Annotated in this window: 12 protein-coding genes and 1 pseudogene; 12 read left to right on the top strand and 1 reads right to left on the bottom strand. The window is 68.7% G+C overall.

Annotation, left to right across the window (positions count from 1 at the left end; translation table 11 throughout):
* Positions 1-2 precede the first annotated feature (2 nt).
* The 12 genes and pseudogenes from LBC97_02560 to LBC97_02505 all read left to right on the top strand — a co-directional run bounded on the left by LBC97_02560 (position 3) and on the right by LBC97_02505 (position 14,537).
* Positions 3-1,061: an ABC transporter permease gene (locus tag LBC97_02560; GenBank protein MDR2564940.1), complete on the top strand. Its 1,059-nt coding sequence runs from the start codon at positions 3-5 to the stop codon at positions 1,059-1,061.
* Positions 1,058-2,032 carry an ABC transporter permease gene (locus LBC97_02555; protein ID MDR2564939.1) on the top strand — a complete coding sequence of 325 codons (975 nt, stop codon included), beginning with the start codon at positions 1,058-1,060 and terminating at the stop codon, positions 2,030-2,032. Before LBC97_02560 ends, LBC97_02555 begins: the two co-directional genes overlap by 4 nt.
* Positions 2,029-3,777 (top strand): ABC transporter ATP-binding protein, encoded by a 1,749-nt coding sequence (locus LBC97_02550; GenBank protein ID MDR2564938.1) that lies wholly within the window; start codon positions 2,029-2,031, stop codon positions 3,775-3,777. Before LBC97_02555 ends, LBC97_02550 begins: the two co-directional genes overlap by 4 nt.
* 33 nt (positions 3,778-3,810) lie before the next feature.
* Entirely contained in the window at positions 3,811-5,475 is a 1,665-nt protein-coding gene (locus tag LBC97_02545) for an ABC transporter substrate-binding protein (protein ID MDR2564937.1), read from the top strand.
* A 19-nt stretch (positions 5,476-5,494) separates the two neighbouring features.
* Positions 5,495-5,833, top strand: a pseudogene (locus LBC97_02540) (LLM class flavin-dependent oxidoreductase).
* 462 nt (positions 5,834-6,295) lie between these two features.
* On the top strand, positions 6,296-6,661 hold the full coding sequence (locus LBC97_02535; GenBank protein MDR2564936.1) for a hypothetical protein: 366 nt from the start codon (positions 6,296-6,298) through the stop codon (positions 6,659-6,661).
* 54 nt (positions 6,662-6,715) lie between these two features.
* A complete protein-coding gene (locus tag LBC97_02530) occupies positions 6,716-8,056 on the top strand; it encodes an amidohydrolase family protein (protein ID MDR2564935.1) in 1,341 nt (446 codons plus the stop codon).
* A 212-nt stretch (positions 8,057-8,268) separates the two neighbouring features.
* Positions 8,269-10,137, top strand: a complete 1,869-nt coding sequence (gene metG, locus LBC97_02525; protein MDR2564934.1) for a methionine--tRNA ligase — start codon at positions 8,269-8,271, stop codon at positions 10,135-10,137.
* A 14-nt stretch (positions 10,138-10,151) separates the two neighbouring features.
* Positions 10,152-10,997 (top strand): TatD family hydrolase, encoded by an 846-nt coding sequence (locus tag LBC97_02520; protein ID MDR2564933.1) that lies wholly within the window; start codon positions 10,152-10,154, stop codon positions 10,995-10,997.
* Positions 10,998-11,244: 247 nt separating this feature from the next.
* A complete protein-coding gene (locus LBC97_02515; GenBank protein MDR2564932.1) occupies positions 11,245-12,369 on the top strand; it encodes a ubiquitin-like domain-containing protein in 1,125 nt (374 codons plus the stop codon).
* A gap of 100 nt (positions 12,370-12,469) precedes the next feature.
* A complete protein-coding gene (gene rsmA, locus LBC97_02510; protein MDR2564931.1) occupies positions 12,470-13,417 on the top strand; it encodes a 16S rRNA (adenine(1518)-N(6)/adenine(1519)-N(6))-dimethyltransferase RsmA in 948 nt (315 codons plus the stop codon).
* Entirely contained in the window at positions 13,407-14,537 is a 1,131-nt protein-coding gene (locus LBC97_02505; GenBank protein MDR2564930.1) for a hypothetical protein, read from the top strand. Before rsmA ends, LBC97_02505 begins: the two co-directional genes overlap by 11 nt.
* 440 nt (positions 14,538-14,977) lie before the next feature.
* Here LBC97_02505 and LBC97_02500 read toward each other — a convergent pair.
* On the bottom strand, positions 14,978-16,187 hold a 1,210-nt coding region (locus tag LBC97_02500; GenBank protein MDR2564929.1), incomplete at its 5' end, for a DUF4143 domain-containing protein.

The raw sequence follows: 16,187 nt of genomic DNA, 5'->3' as shown, positions 1-16,187 counted from the left end.
CAATGACCACATCGCTCGCCACCGTCACGCCCACCGACCACGACCCGCCCGGCGGCGCCACGCTCCCGGCCGCCCTGTCCACCATCGAGGAGGCGCCGGCGGACCCCCGCAGCCGGACGCGTGTCGTCGCCTGGCTGATCGCGCGGCGGCTGGGGGGCGCGCTGCTGGTGTTGTGGATCGCGGTGAGCGTGACCTTCGTGGCGGTGCAGATAGCGCCCGGCGACACGGTGTCGCTGTTGCTGGGGGAGAACCGCGACGACCCGGTGATGCGCGCCGCGACCATCCAGCGTTGGGGATTGGACCAGCCGCTTTGGGTCCAGTACTTCACGTACTTGAGCCGCATCCCGAGCGGCGACCTGGGCGTTTCCTACACCATGCGCCAAAACGTGGCGGACCTGATCGCCCAAGGGGCCGGGCCAACCATCACGTTGACGTTGACCGCGACGGTGACGGCGTTGGTGATCGCGGTCCTGGCCACGTTGATCAACACGGCGCCGGTCAAGGGCCTGCGGGCGGTCACCTCCGGCATCCAGTTGGTCATCTTGTCGCTGCCGCCCTTCTGGTTGGCCATCCTGCTGCTGACCGTGGTCTCGTTCCGTTGGGGCTGGTTCTCCATCATTGACCACGACAGTTGGCAGGCCCTGGTTCTGCCGACCTTGGCTCTGGCCATCCCGTCGGGTTTCTTCCTCACGCAAGTGTTGTCGGATGGCGTTTTTCGGGCGGTCGAGCAGCCTTTCGCGGTCAGCGCGCGGGCGCGGGGCCTGTCCCCGGCGCGGGTCCGCTACCGCCACGCCGTCAAGCACGCCGCGTTGCCCGCCGTGAACCTGGTCGGTTTGCAGATCGGCGGTCTGTTGGGCGGCGCGGTCATTGTCGAGCAGATCTTCGGCCGCCCCGGCCTTGGGCAGTTGGCGGTGAACGCGGTGACCGTCAAGGACGTGCCCTTGATTCTGGGCGTCACCTTGGTCTCGACCGCCGCTTACGTGGCCGCTTCGACCGCCGTCGACCTGATCGGCATAGCGCTCGACCCGCGTCTGCGCAGCGGAAGGGGGGAGCAGCTGTGAACGCCCCAGTCGCCGCCCCGCCCGCGTCAGTGGCGGAAGGAGCCGCCGATGCCGTCTCGGCGGCCCCCGGCACCGTTTCAGATTCGCCTCGGCCGGGCCGGCGCCGCTCAGCCCAGGCCGCCCCGCCCGGCCCCGGCACGGCGCCCAGCCGGACGCGTTGGTTCGCGCGCATCCAGTGGGACTTGGTCTTCGCGGTGCCGGTCTTGGCGCTTGTCCTGCTGATGGCCGTCGCGCCGGGCTTGCTGACCAGCGGCGACCCGTTGGAAGGCGATCCCAGGGCCTCGCATTTGGCTCCCAGCGCCGAGCATCTGGCCGGCACCGATTTGCTGGGACGGGACGTGTTGACCCGCATCATCTACGGCGCGCGCTATTCGATCCTGATCGGGCTGGGCGCCTCCGTGGTCGGGGTGTTGCTCGGCCTGGTGGTGGGCCTCGGCTCGGCCGTCGGCCCGCGTTGGCTGGAGCAGGTGGCGGGGCGTTTCGTGGATGTCGTGGCGGCTTTCCCGGCCCTGCTGCTGGCCATGTTCCTGATCACGTTCACCGGGCGTGGCCCGGACAACCTGTTGCTTGCGCTCGGCATTGGCGCGCTGCCCGCCTACGCCCGGCTGGTCAAAGCGAACGCCCTGGTCACGCTGCAATCGGGTTACGTGGAGCAGGCCAAGACGTTCGGCTTGGGCAAGCTGCGGGTCGTTTGGCGTCACGTCTTGCCGAACGCGCTCGGGGCCCTGCCCATCATGGTCACAATCGGGCTGGGCGGCGCCATCATTGGCTCTTCCGCCCTCAGCTTCCTTGGTTTGGGGCCCCAGCCGCCAGACGCCGAATGGGGTCTGCTCTTGTCCGAAAGCCGCGCCTACCTGCGCCAGGCCTGGTGGAGCGCCGTTTATCCGGGGGTCGCTCTGACGGCGGTGGTGGTCGCCTCCACCGTTCTGGGCCAGAACCTCCAGCGCCGCTACGAGAGGAGAGACCGATGACCGCGGTCCTAAGCAAAGCGCCACTCGCGGCTCAGGGCACGCCGATCGTCCAAGTCAAGGGACTGCACGTCGAGTTTCGGGGCCGCGAGCGGTACGTCCACGCGGTGCGCGGCCTTGACCTGGCGGTTTACCCGGGCGAGGCGGTGGCGTTGGTGGGCGAGTCGGGTTCGGGCAAGTCCGTCACGGCGTTGAGCTTGCTGGGGCTGACCGGGAAGACCGCCCGCGTCACGGCGGATGAATTCGCCGTGGGGGGCCGCGACGTGCGGACCTTGAATGATCGCGGCTGGCGCCAAATTCGCGGCACCAAGATCGGCCTGATCCTGCAAGACGCCCTGACTTCGCTGGATCCTTTGCGAACCGTCGGCCAGGAGATCCATGAGGCGCTGGTGGCGCACGGCGGCCAAAAGAAGGGCGGCGCCGAAGCGGTGGAAGCGCTCCTGGCCGAGGTCGGCTTCCCGGATCCGGCGGTCCGGGCCCACCAGTACGCCCACCAGTTGTCCGGCGGGCTGCGCCAGCGGGCGCTGATCGCGTCCGCGTTGGCGGGGAACCCGGAGTTGCTGGTGGCGGACGAGCCGACCACGGCCCTGGACGTGACGGTGCAGGCGCAGATCCTCGACCTGTTGGGCAAGCGGCGAGACGCCGGCACCGCCGTGCTGCTGATCTCGCACGACCTCGCCGTGGTCTCGCGGGTGGCCGACCGCGTCTTGGTGATGCGCGACGGCCTGGTGGTTGAGCAGGGTCCCACGGCCCAGCTTCTGCAAGACCCGCGCCACCCGTACACCAAAGCGTTGCTGCGGGCGGTCCCATCGGCGGCGACGCGCGGACAGCGCCTGTCCGGGGGAGCCCCCTCGGGCCAACCGGGGCCCGGACACGAGGGCGAATCCGGCCCCGGCGCGCGGGCAGGCCGGGCCGCGCCGGACCGCCAAGGGCCGGTGCTGGCGGCGCGGGGGGTGTCGAAGGTTTTCAAACTGGGCGGACACCGCCAACTGCGGGCCGTGGTGGACGTGGACGTGAGGGTGGAGCCGGGCGGGAAACTCGGCATCGTCGGGGAATCCGGTTCGGGGAAGTCCACGCTGGCGCGAATTCTGCTGGGACTGATGGAACCGGACCAGGGCAGCGTCGAGGTGATGGGCCAACCTTGGCGGTCGCCCAACCAGGGCGAACGGCGCGGCTTGCGGCGGGCCGTGCAATTCGTCTCCCAAGACGCCGCTTCCTCGTTCGATCCGCGCTACACGGTGGAGCAAATCGTCGCCGAGCCGTTGCGCACCACGGCCCGTTCCAAGGCCGAACGGCTGGGCCGGGTGCGCGAGGCGCTGGCGCTGACGCACCTGGAGCCGTCGTTGCTGCAGGTGGTGCCCCGCAATCTGTCTGGCGGACAGCGCCAACGCGTGGCGATAGCGCGGGCTTTGGCCCTCGAACCCGAGGTGCTGATCTGCGACGAGCCGGTGTCCGCCCTGGACGTGTCGATCCAGGCTCAGATCCTCGACCTGCTGGCGGAGTTGAACGAGCGCACCGGCACCGCCCTGGTGTTCATCTCCCACGACCTGGGCGTGGTCCACCACCTGGTTGACGACGTGCTGGTGATGCACCGGGGCCGGGTGGTCGAAGAGGGTCCGGTGGACCGCGTCTTCACCGCGCCGAGCCATCCCTACACGCAAGGCCTCTTGGCGGCCGTTCCCCGTCTTCAAGCGCGGGGGGCGGAAGCGCCCTTGGGGAGACGCGAGCTTGTGGCCAACGCCAACTAACTAACAGCAATCACAAAAGGAGACCAGTTCAAAATGTCCACCTATCGCCGCGCCGCGGCCCTGATCAGCGCCGCAGCTTTGGCTATCACCCTGGGCGGTTGCGGGAAAACCGAGCCCGGCGCCGCCCCCTCGTCCGGCGGGGCCACCCAAGCCCAAACGCCCGTTGAGGGCGGAACGTTGTACTGGGCCGTGGCGACCGCGCCACCGACCATCAACCCGCATCTCAACGGCCTGGCCAAAGTCACGCCGTTGCTGCGCAACGCCTTTGCCTCTTATCTGTACTTGACGGAGGACGGCATCTATGAGCCGTGGCTGGCGGAGGGGTACGAAGAGTCGGCCGACGGCCTCACGGTCACGCTGAAACTGCGTGAGGGCGTGACGTTCTCAGACGGGGAGCCGCTGAACGCGGACGCCGTGTTGGCCAATTTCGACAAGATCAACTCCGACAGCTACGGCCGGGGCGCTCCCTCGGGGCTGCGCAACGTCCAGGAGATCAACAAGGTTGACGATTTGACGCTTGAGTTTGTGCTGAGCACAACCGACATCCTGTTCCTGCAGTACCTGGCCGGGCTCTCCTCCACGCCGCTGTCGCCCAAGTCGCTCGAATTGGAGCAGACGGTGCTGGAATCCGGCGGCCCGGAGTTGGCCGGCGTTGGGCCCTTTGTGCTCACCAGCTACACGCCGAACACCGAACTGGTCTTCGAAAAGCGGGACGACTACAACTGGGGGCCGGACTCGATCGCCAAGGGACACCAGACCGCCTACCTCGACAAGGTCATCTACCGCATCCTGCCGGAGGGCGCGACCCGGACCGGCGCGCTGGAGCAGGGGCAGGTCCAGGCCGCCTCGGACATCCAGCCGCTTGACGTGTCCTTGTTCGAAGACCGTCCGGGCTTCCAGTACCTGCGGAGCATCTTGGCGGGCACGCCCTACTTCGTGGCCTTCAACCCCCACAAGGCGCCCCTGGACGATGTCCGGGTCCGCCAAGCGTTCGCGCTCGGCTCGGACTTGGACGCCATCCTCCAGGCCGTCTACCACGGCGCCTACGACAGGGCGTGGGCGCCCGTGTCCTCCCGCGGTCCGTGGGCCGCTGACCTGGGCACCTGGAACGCCACCGACGTGGCCAAGGCCAACGAACTGCTTGACCAGGCTGGCTGGACCGAGCGCAACGCGGACGGCATCCGCGTCAAAGACGGCAAGACGTTGACAATCGACCTGTACACGGATTCGACCCGCCTTCGCGAGTCCCGCGACCAGGTCCACTTGGCGATCAGCGCGGCGCTGAAGGACAACGTCGGCATTGACTACCACTACGAGGTGGTCGATTCGGGCACGGCCGCGGACCTGAATGGCGGCGCCGACTACAGCATCATCGACCCGTCGTTCCTCAGCCCCGATCCGGCCGGCGGCTTCGAGTCTGTTTACCATTCGGATCCGTCCCGCGGGGTGATCGGCCAGGGGACGTTCAAAGACCCCAAGATCGACGAGTTGATCGACACGGGCCGTTTCACAACCGACCTGGAAACCCGCAAGGCCGCATACAAGGAGCTCCAGGAGTACTTGACGACTGAGACCTGGCTGGTCTTGCCCGTCTACGAACCCCAAGACTCCGTCGCCGCCACCGACAAGGTCAAGAACATCACCCTCGACGGCTCCGGGCAGCCTTTCGGCGCCTACACCATCTGGCTCGAGTCCTGACGACTGAAAGGAACCCCTCATGACCATCACATCCCTGAGTTTTGTCCACATTGTCCCGCTGGCGCCTGACAACCCGGCTGACAGCCTCGAAGAGGGAATCAAAGTCTTCCAATTCGCGGAACAACTCGGTTTCAACGCGGGCTACATCCGCACGCGGCACCTTCAGCACGCGCCCGCCGCGCCGGCCGTGCTGCAGGCCGCGATTGGTCAGCGCACCAGCGCCATCGAGATCGGCAACGCCTGCATAGTGGGCCAATACGAGAACCCGTTCAATCTGGCCGAAGAGTTGTCGCTGGCCGCCGCGCTGAGCCGGGGCCGGCTCCGGCCAGGCTTGTCGGTGTCCCCGCCGCAGGGCTTCGAGGCCGGGCAGGAAGAACTCTTCTACGGCGCCGGCTGGCAGGGCGAGGACTACTCACGGGCGCGGCTGAACCTGATCCGCGACTTGGTGGGCGGCCGCGAGATCCAACTGGACCTGACCAAGTTCGGACCCCGCGGGGCCTCCAAACAACCGGTTGAAAGCGACGAGGTGCGGGACACCAGTCCAACTCCCACGGGCATCAACGGGCAATTGTTCTCAAACCGGGTCGAGCCGCACTGGCCGGGGTTGGACAAGAAGTTCTGGCTGTCGTCCACCTCGGTCGACTCGGCGGTCTGGGCGGCGGAGAACCAGTGGCACATCATCAACGCCAACATGTTCCACGGCCGCAAGGCCCTGGGGCTCACCGCCGCCACCACCTTCGACCAGGCCCAGGCCCTCCAGGGGCAGGCGTACCGCGCCCACCAGGCGGCCGGCTTCGCCGGCCAAATAGCCCACGGCCGGGTGATTGTGCCGACCGACGCGGCCACGCCCGCGCAGGCCGCGAAATACCAGGCCTACCTGGAGGAGCGCACCCCGCGAACCCTGGCCCCGATCGACAACGGCGACGAGTTCTTCTACATCCGGAAGGATTCGGTCGCCCCGAGCGAGGCGATCCTTCAGGACCTGGAGGGGGACCCGTCTTTCGCCTACGCCGACGAGTTGGCCGTCCTGCTGCCGTTCACCTTCGCCTTTGAGGACTACCTCCAAATCCTCGAGCTGGTGGCCACCAAGATCGCCCCGGCGCTGGGTTGGCGCCCGGCCGCGGGCGCCCAGGCCTCGACTCAGACCCCGGGCCCGGCCCTTGAACTGGTCGGCGCCGCCCGGTAGGCGGCCGGTGGCCGCCCGACGCCTGCTCGTGCTGAAACGAAAGGAAACCTAAAGATGGCTGCCAAATTCCCGCGCGCCGTTGACGCGACGGCGCCGCCCGCCCCGGACCGGGTGCTGACTGCGGACCGGCTCTTCACAGGCGCCGCGACGGCCCACATTCAGTCCGGTGCCGTCGCGCTGACCGGCGGAAAGGTGGCGTGGGCCGGCGCCGCGTCCGAACTCCCGGCGGACTACGCGACCTGGCCCCGCACCGACCACGGCGCCGCGACCATCCTGCCCGGCCTGATTGAGACCCACGCGCACCTGGGCTCCTATTCTTGGGCGATCCAGCCCCAGGTGGCGGACCCGGCGCTCCACGCCACGGCGTGGGAGGTCCTGTCCTCCGTCAAGATCGCCCGGCAACTCGCCTCCCTGGGCGTCACCACGGTGCAGTCTCTGGGCACCCGCGACTACGTGGACGTGGCCTTGCGGGAGGCGATCCGGGCCGGCCTGGTCTCCGGCCCCCGCGTGGTGGCCGCCGGACCAGCCATCAGCTACTCCGGCGGGCACGGGGCCAGCGCGGGCTGGGCGGACTCCGTCACCGAGATCCTCCGCCAGGTGCGGGCGCACCACCAAGCGGGCGCGGACGCCATCAAGGTGATGGCGACCGGCGGCTTCATGTCCCACGCCACCGCCCCGTGGAACGCCCAGTTCACGGTGCCAGAGCTGCGCGCCTTGGTGGATGACGCCCACCGGCTGGGCAAGCACGTCGCCGCCCACGCCCACGGCACGGAGGGAATCAGGCGGTCGGTTGAGGCCGGGATTGACTACATCACCCATGTCACCTTTGTCGGCAAGGACGGCGTGACGGACTTCGACCCGGCGTTGGCGGACCAGATCGCGGAGCGCGGCATCTACGTGGACGGTTGCGCCCCGCCGTCCTACCCGCCGGTGCCGGGCGAGACTCGCACGCCCCGCGCCCTGCAGTTGTACCAGCACGGCGCCAAGCTGGTGACCGGCCATGACATCGGGGCGGTCTACCCGGCCAGCGCCTACACGTCCGGCCTCAAACAACTGGAGGCTTCGGGGCTGCCGCGGGCCGAGGTCCTGATCGCCGCCACCTCCAGGTCGGCTGGCGCCGTCGGCTTGGCCGGGGTGACCGGCGTGCTGGCGCCCGGCTACGCGGCGGACTTGATCGTGGTCCAAGGCGACCCGCTGGCGGACTTGGGCGCCTTGGACCACGTTCTGGAGGTGGTGATCGAGGGGCGGGCCTTTGAACGCGAGTGGGTCGAGCCGTTCCAGCCGGAAGACTCACCCGAGTCCCGCTCTAACGCGCCGGGATTGCCGGGCGACCCACGGGCGGCTTTGGCCGAACGCCGCCGCCGCGCCGCCGCCCACCCGTTCCCGCGAGCCTGACCGGTGTCAAAGCCAAGCTCCAGGAGGACGTCGCGGGCTATCCGCGCCTGCTCGCGGCCCTGGCCGAGAAGGGCTGGTCCGCCCCAAGACCTCGCCAAACTGGCGGGAGGGAACGTGCTGAGGGTGCTTGAGGAGGCCGGGCAGGCGGCATCGGACCCCCTGTGGCCCGGCGCCTCGAACCTCCCGTAGGCAACCCAAGTAGGCTAGCCCCCATGAATCGCGTTTTGTCCGCAGTGGCTTGGCCCTACGCCAACGGACCTAGGCACATCGGCCACGTGGCCGGCTTCGGCGTCCCCTCCGACGTGTTCTCCCGCTACATGCGGATGGCCGGCAACGACGTGCTGATGGTGTCCGGCACCGACGAGCACGGCACGCCCATCCTGGTCCAAGCGGAGGAGGAGGGCATCAGCGCGCAGGCGCTGGCCGACCGCTACAACCGGGTCATAGTCGAGGACCTGCAGCGGCTGGGCCTGGCCTACGACTTGTTCACGCGCACCACCACCCGGAACCACTACGCCGTGGTGCAGGAGATGTTCCGCACGGTCCACAAGAACGGCTACATGGTGGAAAAGACCACCATGGGCGCGATCTCGCCTTCCACTGGGCGCACGTTGCCGGACCGGTTCATCGAGGGCACATGCCCCATCTGCGGGTTCGACGGGGCTCGCGGCGACCAATGCGACAACTGCGGCAACCAGCTAGACCCGATCGACTTGGTCAACCCGCGCTCGCGGATAAACGGCGAGACGCCCAAATTCGTGCAGTCGAACCATTTCTTCTTGGATTTGCCGTCCCTGGTCGAATCCCTGGCGGCCTGGCTGGAGACCCGCGCGGATTGGCGCCCGAACGTGCTGAAGTTCTCCTTCAACCTGTTGGAGGACGTGCGCCCACGGGCCATGACGCGGGACATCGACTGGGGCATCCCGGTGCCGCTGCCGGGGTGGGAGGACAACCCGAACAAGCGCATCTACGTTTGGTTTGACGCAGTGGTCGGCTATTTGTCCGCCTCGATCGAGTGGGCCCGTCGGCTGGCTTTGAAGACGGGCCAAGCCGCCGATGCCGACCGGTGGCGCCAGTGGTGGAACTCGCCCGAGGCCCGCTCCTATTACTTTATGGGCAAGGACAACATCACTTTCCACTCGCAAATCTGGCCGGCCGAATTGCTGGGCTACAACGGCGAGGGCTCGCGCGGCGGCGAGCCGGGCCGTTACGGCGAATTGAATCTCCCCACCGAGGTGGTGTCCTCGGAGTTCTTGAACATTGGCGGCGAGCAGTTCTCGTCCTCGCGCGGCCGGGTGATTCTGGTGCGGGACATGCTTTCGCGCTATCAACCGGACGCGCTGCGCTATTTCATCGCGGTGGCGGGGCCGGAGAGCCAGGACGCGGAGTTCACCTGGGAGGAATTCGTCCGGCGGACCAATTCCGAGTTGGTCGCGGGCTGGGGCAACTTGGTCAACCGGACGGTCAACCTGATCCACAAGAACCTGGGTTCCATTCCGCCCGCGCCGACCGCTCCGGCGCCGGAGGACCAAGCCGTGCTGCGGGCCACCGAACTGGCCTTTGGCGAGGTGGGGCGCTTGATCCGGTCGCACCGCCAAAAGGCCGCGATCACCCAGGCGATGAAGACTGTGGGAGAGGTCAACAAGTACCTCGCGGACACGGCCCCGTGGAAGCTGGCCAAGGGGGATGACGCGGACCGCGCGCGTATGGCGGAGGTGCTGCATGTGGCCGCCCAATGCGTGTCGGACTGCAACACCATGTTGGCCCCGTTCCTGCCCCATTCGGCGCAGGATGTCGACGCGGCGCTGGGCTACAACCGGCCTTTCGGCGACAAGCCGTCCATCGAGGACGTGTCCGACCTGGACGATCCGTCGCGGTCTTACCCCATCATCACGGGCGACTACGGGCGGGAATCCGGCCGCCCGGCCCCCGCTTGGCGGCGTCAACCGCTGCCCCAGGGCCAGGCGGTCCCGCCCGCCCAGCCGATCTTCGTCAAACTTGATCCGGGAGTGGTGGCCGTTGAGAACGCCCGTCTGGCGGGCTTGGACGAATCGGCCGAACCGGGCGACCAGGCCGGGTAGGCGCGGGGAAGGCCATGGCCCAGGACCGCTCCTACCCGCCCGCGCCCGCGCCGCTGCCGGCGCCGGTGACGGACAACCACACCCACATCGAGCCGTTTCAGCATTTCCCGGCGGCGCCTTTGACGCTGGGCCAACAGGTCGCGGCGGCGGCCCAGGTCGGCGTGTCCCGGATTGTCCAATGCGGCTGCGACCTTGAAGCGGCCCGTTGGACCGCCAATGTGGCGGTGGGGGAGCCCGCGGTGATCGGCGCGATCGCCATCCACCCGAACGAAGCCGCCCGGCTGGCGGAAGCCGGGGCCTATGAGGGGGCTTTCGCTGAAATCGCCGAACTCGCCCGTTCCACCTCCCGGATCCGGGCCGTAGGCGAAACCGGGCTGGACTATTTCCGCACCGGGCCGGCCGGGCGTCCGGCCCAATTGGCCGCTTTCCGCGATCACATCCAGCTCGCCAAAGAATTGGGCCTGGCGTTGCAGATTCACGACCGGGACGCGCACGCGGACGTGATCGCGACCTTGAATGATGTCGGCGCCCCGGAACGCACGGTGTTCCATTGCTTCTCCGGCGACCGGGCAATGGCGGCGCTGGTGGCCGCCCAGGGTTGGTATTGCTCGTTCGGCGGACCGGTCACCTTCAAATCGGCCGGCGAATTGCGTGCCGCTGTGAGCGAACTGCCGCCGGAATTGGTGCTGGTTGAAACGGACGCCCCTTATCTCACGCCGGACCCGTTCCGGGGGCGCCCGAACGCCCCGTACATGATCCCTCTGACCATGGCTGTCTTGGCCGAACAAATGGGCTTGGAGCTGGAACGCGCATGCCACCAGATTCAGGAAAACACCACTCGCGCGTACGGCGATTGGTGAAAATTTGGTGAAGGTACGGCAGTATCAACCACAGAAACGGCGAGCCTGGGAGTAATGGGAGTCGCGCCGTCACGATAAATCCGTTATGGTCGAACCCGACCGACGTACCCGACCTTCATGGGAGTATCGCAACTTGTCGATGACACATCCCAGTGGCCACGCGGCGCCACGTCAGCGCAGCCGAGCCCGGCGCACCGCCTCAGGCGGACGCCGGATCAAGCTCGCCGCGCGCGTAGCCGTCTTGGCTATGGCCGCCGCCGGCATAGCCGGCTTCGCCCAGGCGCACAAGACCGTCACGGTGACCGTCGACGGCGCGAGCCGCGAGGTCACCACCTTCGCCGGCTCTGTCAAGGGCGTTTTGGCGCAGGAGCACATCGCGTACACCGACATGGACCTTGTGGCGCCCGGACCCGACGCGGCGGTGCCGCGCTCCGGGGAGATCGTAGTCCGCACCGCCCGGCCCATGGAATTGACGATCGACGGCGAGCGCCGGACCATCTGGACCACGGCCGCCACCGTTGAGGAAGCCTTGGCCGACCTGGGAGTCCGCTCCGAGGAGGCGCGGCTGTCCGTCTCCCGGCGCGCGTCGATCGAACGCTTGGTCGGGGTGGTCAACGTCTCGACCCCGAAGGCGCTGTCCGTGGCGGTTGACGGCGCGGTCATGAACCTTTACTCGAACGCCGGCACGGTCCGCGAGCTCTTGGGCGAGATGGGCGTGATCCTGGCCGAAGACGACCAGGTCTCGCCGGCCCTTGACGAGGTCCCGCAGGACGGCCAGCAGATCCTGATTGAACGCGCGGTGGCGACCAGCGGCACCGACATGGTGGCCATCCCGTTCGAGACCATCGAAAAGGAAGACCCGACCCTGCCGAAAGGCGTGAAGAAGGTTCAAACGCCTGGAGTGGCGGGCCAACAGGCCATCACCTACGCGGCCAAAGTGGCGGGCGGCAAAGAGTTGTCCCGCGAGGTGCTGCTCTCGACCGTGATCTCGCGGCCGGTCAACCAAGTCGTGCTGATAGGGACCAAACAAGTCGCCGTGGCGCCACCCGTCAGGATTGACGTCGACCCGGGCAGCGCGCAGGGGATCGCCAAGCAAATGATGGCCGATTCCTACGGCTGGGGAGACGACCAGTTCGCGTGCCTCGTGTCCCTCTGGCAGCGCGAGTCCGGTTGGCGCGTGGACGCCGCCAACCGTTCCTCCGGCGCTTACGGCATCCCGCAGGCCCTGCCGGGCTCCAAGATGGCGACGGCTGGCGCCGACTGGCAAACCAACCCCGCCACCCAAATCAAGTGGGGCCTCGGCTACATCTCCGGCCGCTACGCCACGCCGTGCGGCGCGTGGGGCGCGTTCCAATCCAAGGGCTGGTACTGACCCCCAAAATGGGGCTGGCCAGAAATGGGGACGGTACCTATTTCCGGCTGGCCGGAAATAGGTACCGTCCCCATTTCTCGTCTCACGGAGGGGCCCCTTGTTGTTGACCCCGACTGACGTGCGCGAGTTGGTCGCAGAGTTGGGGGTGCGCCCCGCCAAGGCCCTTGGGCAGAACTTCGTGGTCGATCCGTCGCAGGTCCGGCGGATTGTCGCCGCCGCCCAACTCGCTCCCGGCGAACGGGTGGCGGAGATCGGGCCCGGCCTTGGATCCTTGACGCTCGCCCTGCTTGAGGCGGGCGCGTCCGTCACAGCGGTGGAGATCGACCCGGTGCTGGCCGTCGCCCTGCCGGCCACCGTCGGCCGGAGAACGGAAGCCGGCCAGACCGCGCTGGCGGAGCGGTTGACCGTCCTGAACGCCGACGCGCTCCACATTGCCGACCTGGGGACGCCGGAGCCAACCGCGCTGGTCGCCAATCTGCCCTACAACGTCGCCACGAAGGTGTTGCTGCGCTTCATGGAGCGGTTCCCCTCCATCCGGCGCGCGCTCGTCATGGTCCAGGCCGAGGTGGCGGACCGCCTGGTGGCGCCGCCCGGGTCCCGCACCTACGGGATTCCCAGCGTCAAAGCCGCCTGGTGGGCGTCGGCGCGCCTGGCCGGCCGCGTGCCCCGCAGCGCGTTCTTCCCCGTGCCCAGGGTGGATTCCGCCTTGGTCTACCTTGAACGGTGCCCGGTCCCCGCCGGCGCCCCGCCCCGCGCCCAGGTCTTCGCGGTGGTCGATGCCGCCTTCGCCGCCCGCCGCAAAACCCTCCGCGCCGCTTTGGCCGGTTTGGCAGGCGGCCCCGCGCGGGCGGAGGCGGCCCTGCGGGCCGCCGAGATCGACCCGTCAGCCCGCGGCGAAACCCTGGCGGTGACAGACTTCGCGCGGCTGGCGGTGGCCCTGGCCAACTTGGACGCGGACGGGGCCGGGGACCGCGCGACGGCATCGGCGGGAGCCCTGGGGGCAGCGGGCGGGCGCCAGACGCCGAGGCGGGGTCGCGGTGACACCTGAGCTGACGGCCGTAGCGGCGGCAAAGATCAATCTGGCTCTGCGGGTCGGCCCGCGCCGGGCGGACGGCTACCACCCCCTGAACAGCCTGTTCCACTCGGTTGACCTGGTTGAGCGGGTGACGGTGACGGCATCGGCGGCGGGGGGCGACGAACTGGCGGTGAGCGGGCTCCAGGCGGACGCGGTGCCGCTCGATCAGACCAACCTGACGTTGCGGGCGGCCGAACTGCTGCGCGGCCGGTTCGGGCCGCTGTCCCCCGTGTACCTGCGGATTGACAAGGCGATCCCGGTGGCAGGCGGGCTGGCGGGCGGCAGCGCGGACGGGGCCGCCGCCTTGGTGGTGCTCAACGCCTGGTGGGGACTGGGGTTGAGCCGTCTGCAACTGGTCGAATTGGCGGCGGAGTTGGGCTCGGACGTGCCGTTTGCCGTTCTGGGCGCGGGTCTGGCAAACCCGGCGGTGGCCGACGGAGTGAGCGGGCTTGTGCCCGGACCCGCGCTGACGCTGCCACAGCGTGACGCGCTGAGCACGCCGCCCGTGAGCGATCCGACCGCCGGGTTGCCGTCCCAACGAGGCAACGGGGTTGGCGCGCGCTTCGAGGCGGACCCCGCCGCCCCACAGGCCTGCGCGGGGGGCAACGCGTTGGGCCGTGGCCGGGGGGAAGACTTGCGGCCTGTCCAGTCTGCGGGGACCTTTGAATGGGTGCTGGTGACCAGCGCGGACGGGCTGTCCACGCCGGAGGTGTTCGCGCGCTTCGACGCGATGGGCGCCGCGCGCGGCCTGACGGAGCCGCCGGATGTTCCAGAGGCGCTGTTGGCCGGCCTGGCGGCCGGCGATCCCTGGCGGGTCGGCGCCCACCTGGTCAATGACCTCCAGCCGGCGGCGTTCGCCCTGCGCCCGCAATTGGCGGACACGATTGAATGCGCGCTGGCGGAGGGCGCCTGCGGCGCCCTCGTCTCAGGCTCGGGTCCCACGGTGGCCTGCCTGACCGACTCGGCCGCGGCGGCTGAGGCGCTGAGGGCGACTTTGACCGAGCGGCTGTCGTCAACGCACCCGCCCGCCGCGATCCTGAGGGCCGCCGGCCCGTTCCCAAGCGGGCAGGCCACCCTCAGGGCGGCGCCCTGAGCGAATTCGCACGACTGCCCGCTCTCCTGCGGGCAGGCCCGCGCACCGAGGCCGCCCTCGGGCGGCCCGGGCCAGACGGGAACCTACACTCGGCGCCGAACGTAGGTTTTCATCTGGTCGCGGGCGCCGACTGTAGGTTCTCATCTGGTCGGGATCGGCGAATGTAGGTTTTCATCTGCCGGTTGGCCCGCCCCGAGGCTGTGACCTGGGAATACGGAAACGTCCCCAAGACAGGAACCTACATTCGGCCCGGCGGGGCAGACAGGAACGTACATTCGGCCCGGCGGGGCAGACAGGAACCTACATTCGGCGCCGAACGTAGGTTTTCGTCTGGTCGGGGGCACCGACTGTAGGTTCTCATCTGGTCGCGGGCGGTCCGCCCCGCCGGGCACGGCCGCCATTTCGTGGCGCGTTCTTTGCCTGCTCGGGCGGAGCGCCCGTCAGGGGCCCAACAACGCCAAGGGCACAACGGCTATCCCGTCTCTCCGTCGATAGGCGTGGGTTCCGGTGGTGAGGACCGCGGCGTCAACCAGATTGCCGCCAAGCTGCTCTGACAGCCAACGCAAGTGGCGAACATCCCGGTCCTCCACGGTCTGGGCGAGCTTGACCTCGAAGGCCACCACTCGGGCGTCGTCTGTCTCAACAATGAGATCGACCTCGTGCTCCCCCCGCTCCGTGCGCAGGTGGTAGACGCGGGCCTCGGAGCCGGCGGCGTGCACTCTGACGCTAAGAGCCGCCAGATGCTCGAACAGTGCCCCCAAGAGCGAAGCGTCCGCCCCCGCGATGCGGGGGGTTTCCGCGTTTCCGGCCAGGAGGGCGTCGGGGCTCACGCGGAGCAGTCGGGCGGCTAGGGCCGGATCCGCCAGATAGTGCTTGGGGGCCTGGCCTAGCCGTTTGAGGCGGTTCCGGCCGGGGAGCCAAGCGGGCAGCGGGTCAAGCAGATAGAGCTCCGAGAGGATGTCGCGGTACCGGGTTACAGCGCCCCTGGACGGCTTATCGCCTTCGCCGGGCGTCGCGGCCGCAAGAATGCGCTCATAGCTGGCCGTTGTGGCCGTGGCCGCCGCGTAGGCGCTGAGCCACGCTCGCAACGCCTCCGGGCGCCGCACCGCGCGCCCTTGCTCCGGGAGTTCCTTCGACAGGGCTTGGTCCAGGTAGGAATCGAGAAGCAGCCGCCGCATTCGGGGCGGTTGAGGGCGTATGCCGGGCAGCCCGGAGGCGGTCAACTCTTCGACGTAGTGGGCCAGTCGGACAGCTGTGCTGCCCTCGATGACGGCTCCGCCGGCTAGCAGCCCGCTCAGGGAAACCGTGGTCTCCGCGACGGCCCGCTCCGGGAGGCTCATGGGGCGCATGTGGAAACCGACGATTCTCCCGGCCCCGGAATGAATCTGCGTTCCTTCCGGCACTGTGGCGCTGCCCGCGAGAAGGTACCGGCCTTTGGCAGCCCCGTTGTCGACATGTCGCCGTACCACGTCCCAGCAATCGGGTTCACGTTGCCATTCGTCTATCAACACTGGCGGCGGCAGACGTGTGATCAACTCTGGGTCTGCCCGGTGGCGCTGCCTGTTCTCCGCGACGTCAAGAGACAAGACGGAGCGGGCCCGTCTGCGCGCGGTGGCGGTCTTGCCGACCCCTTTTGGCCCGAACAACCGC

This window comes from Bifidobacteriaceae bacterium (assembly GCA_031281585.1).
Taxonomy (GTDB): Bacteria; Actinomycetota; Actinomycetes; order Actinomycetales; family WQXJ01; genus JAIRTF01.
The sequence above is the reverse complement of the archived record's forward strand: the minus strand, read 5'-3'. Positions and strand labels throughout refer to the sequence as shown.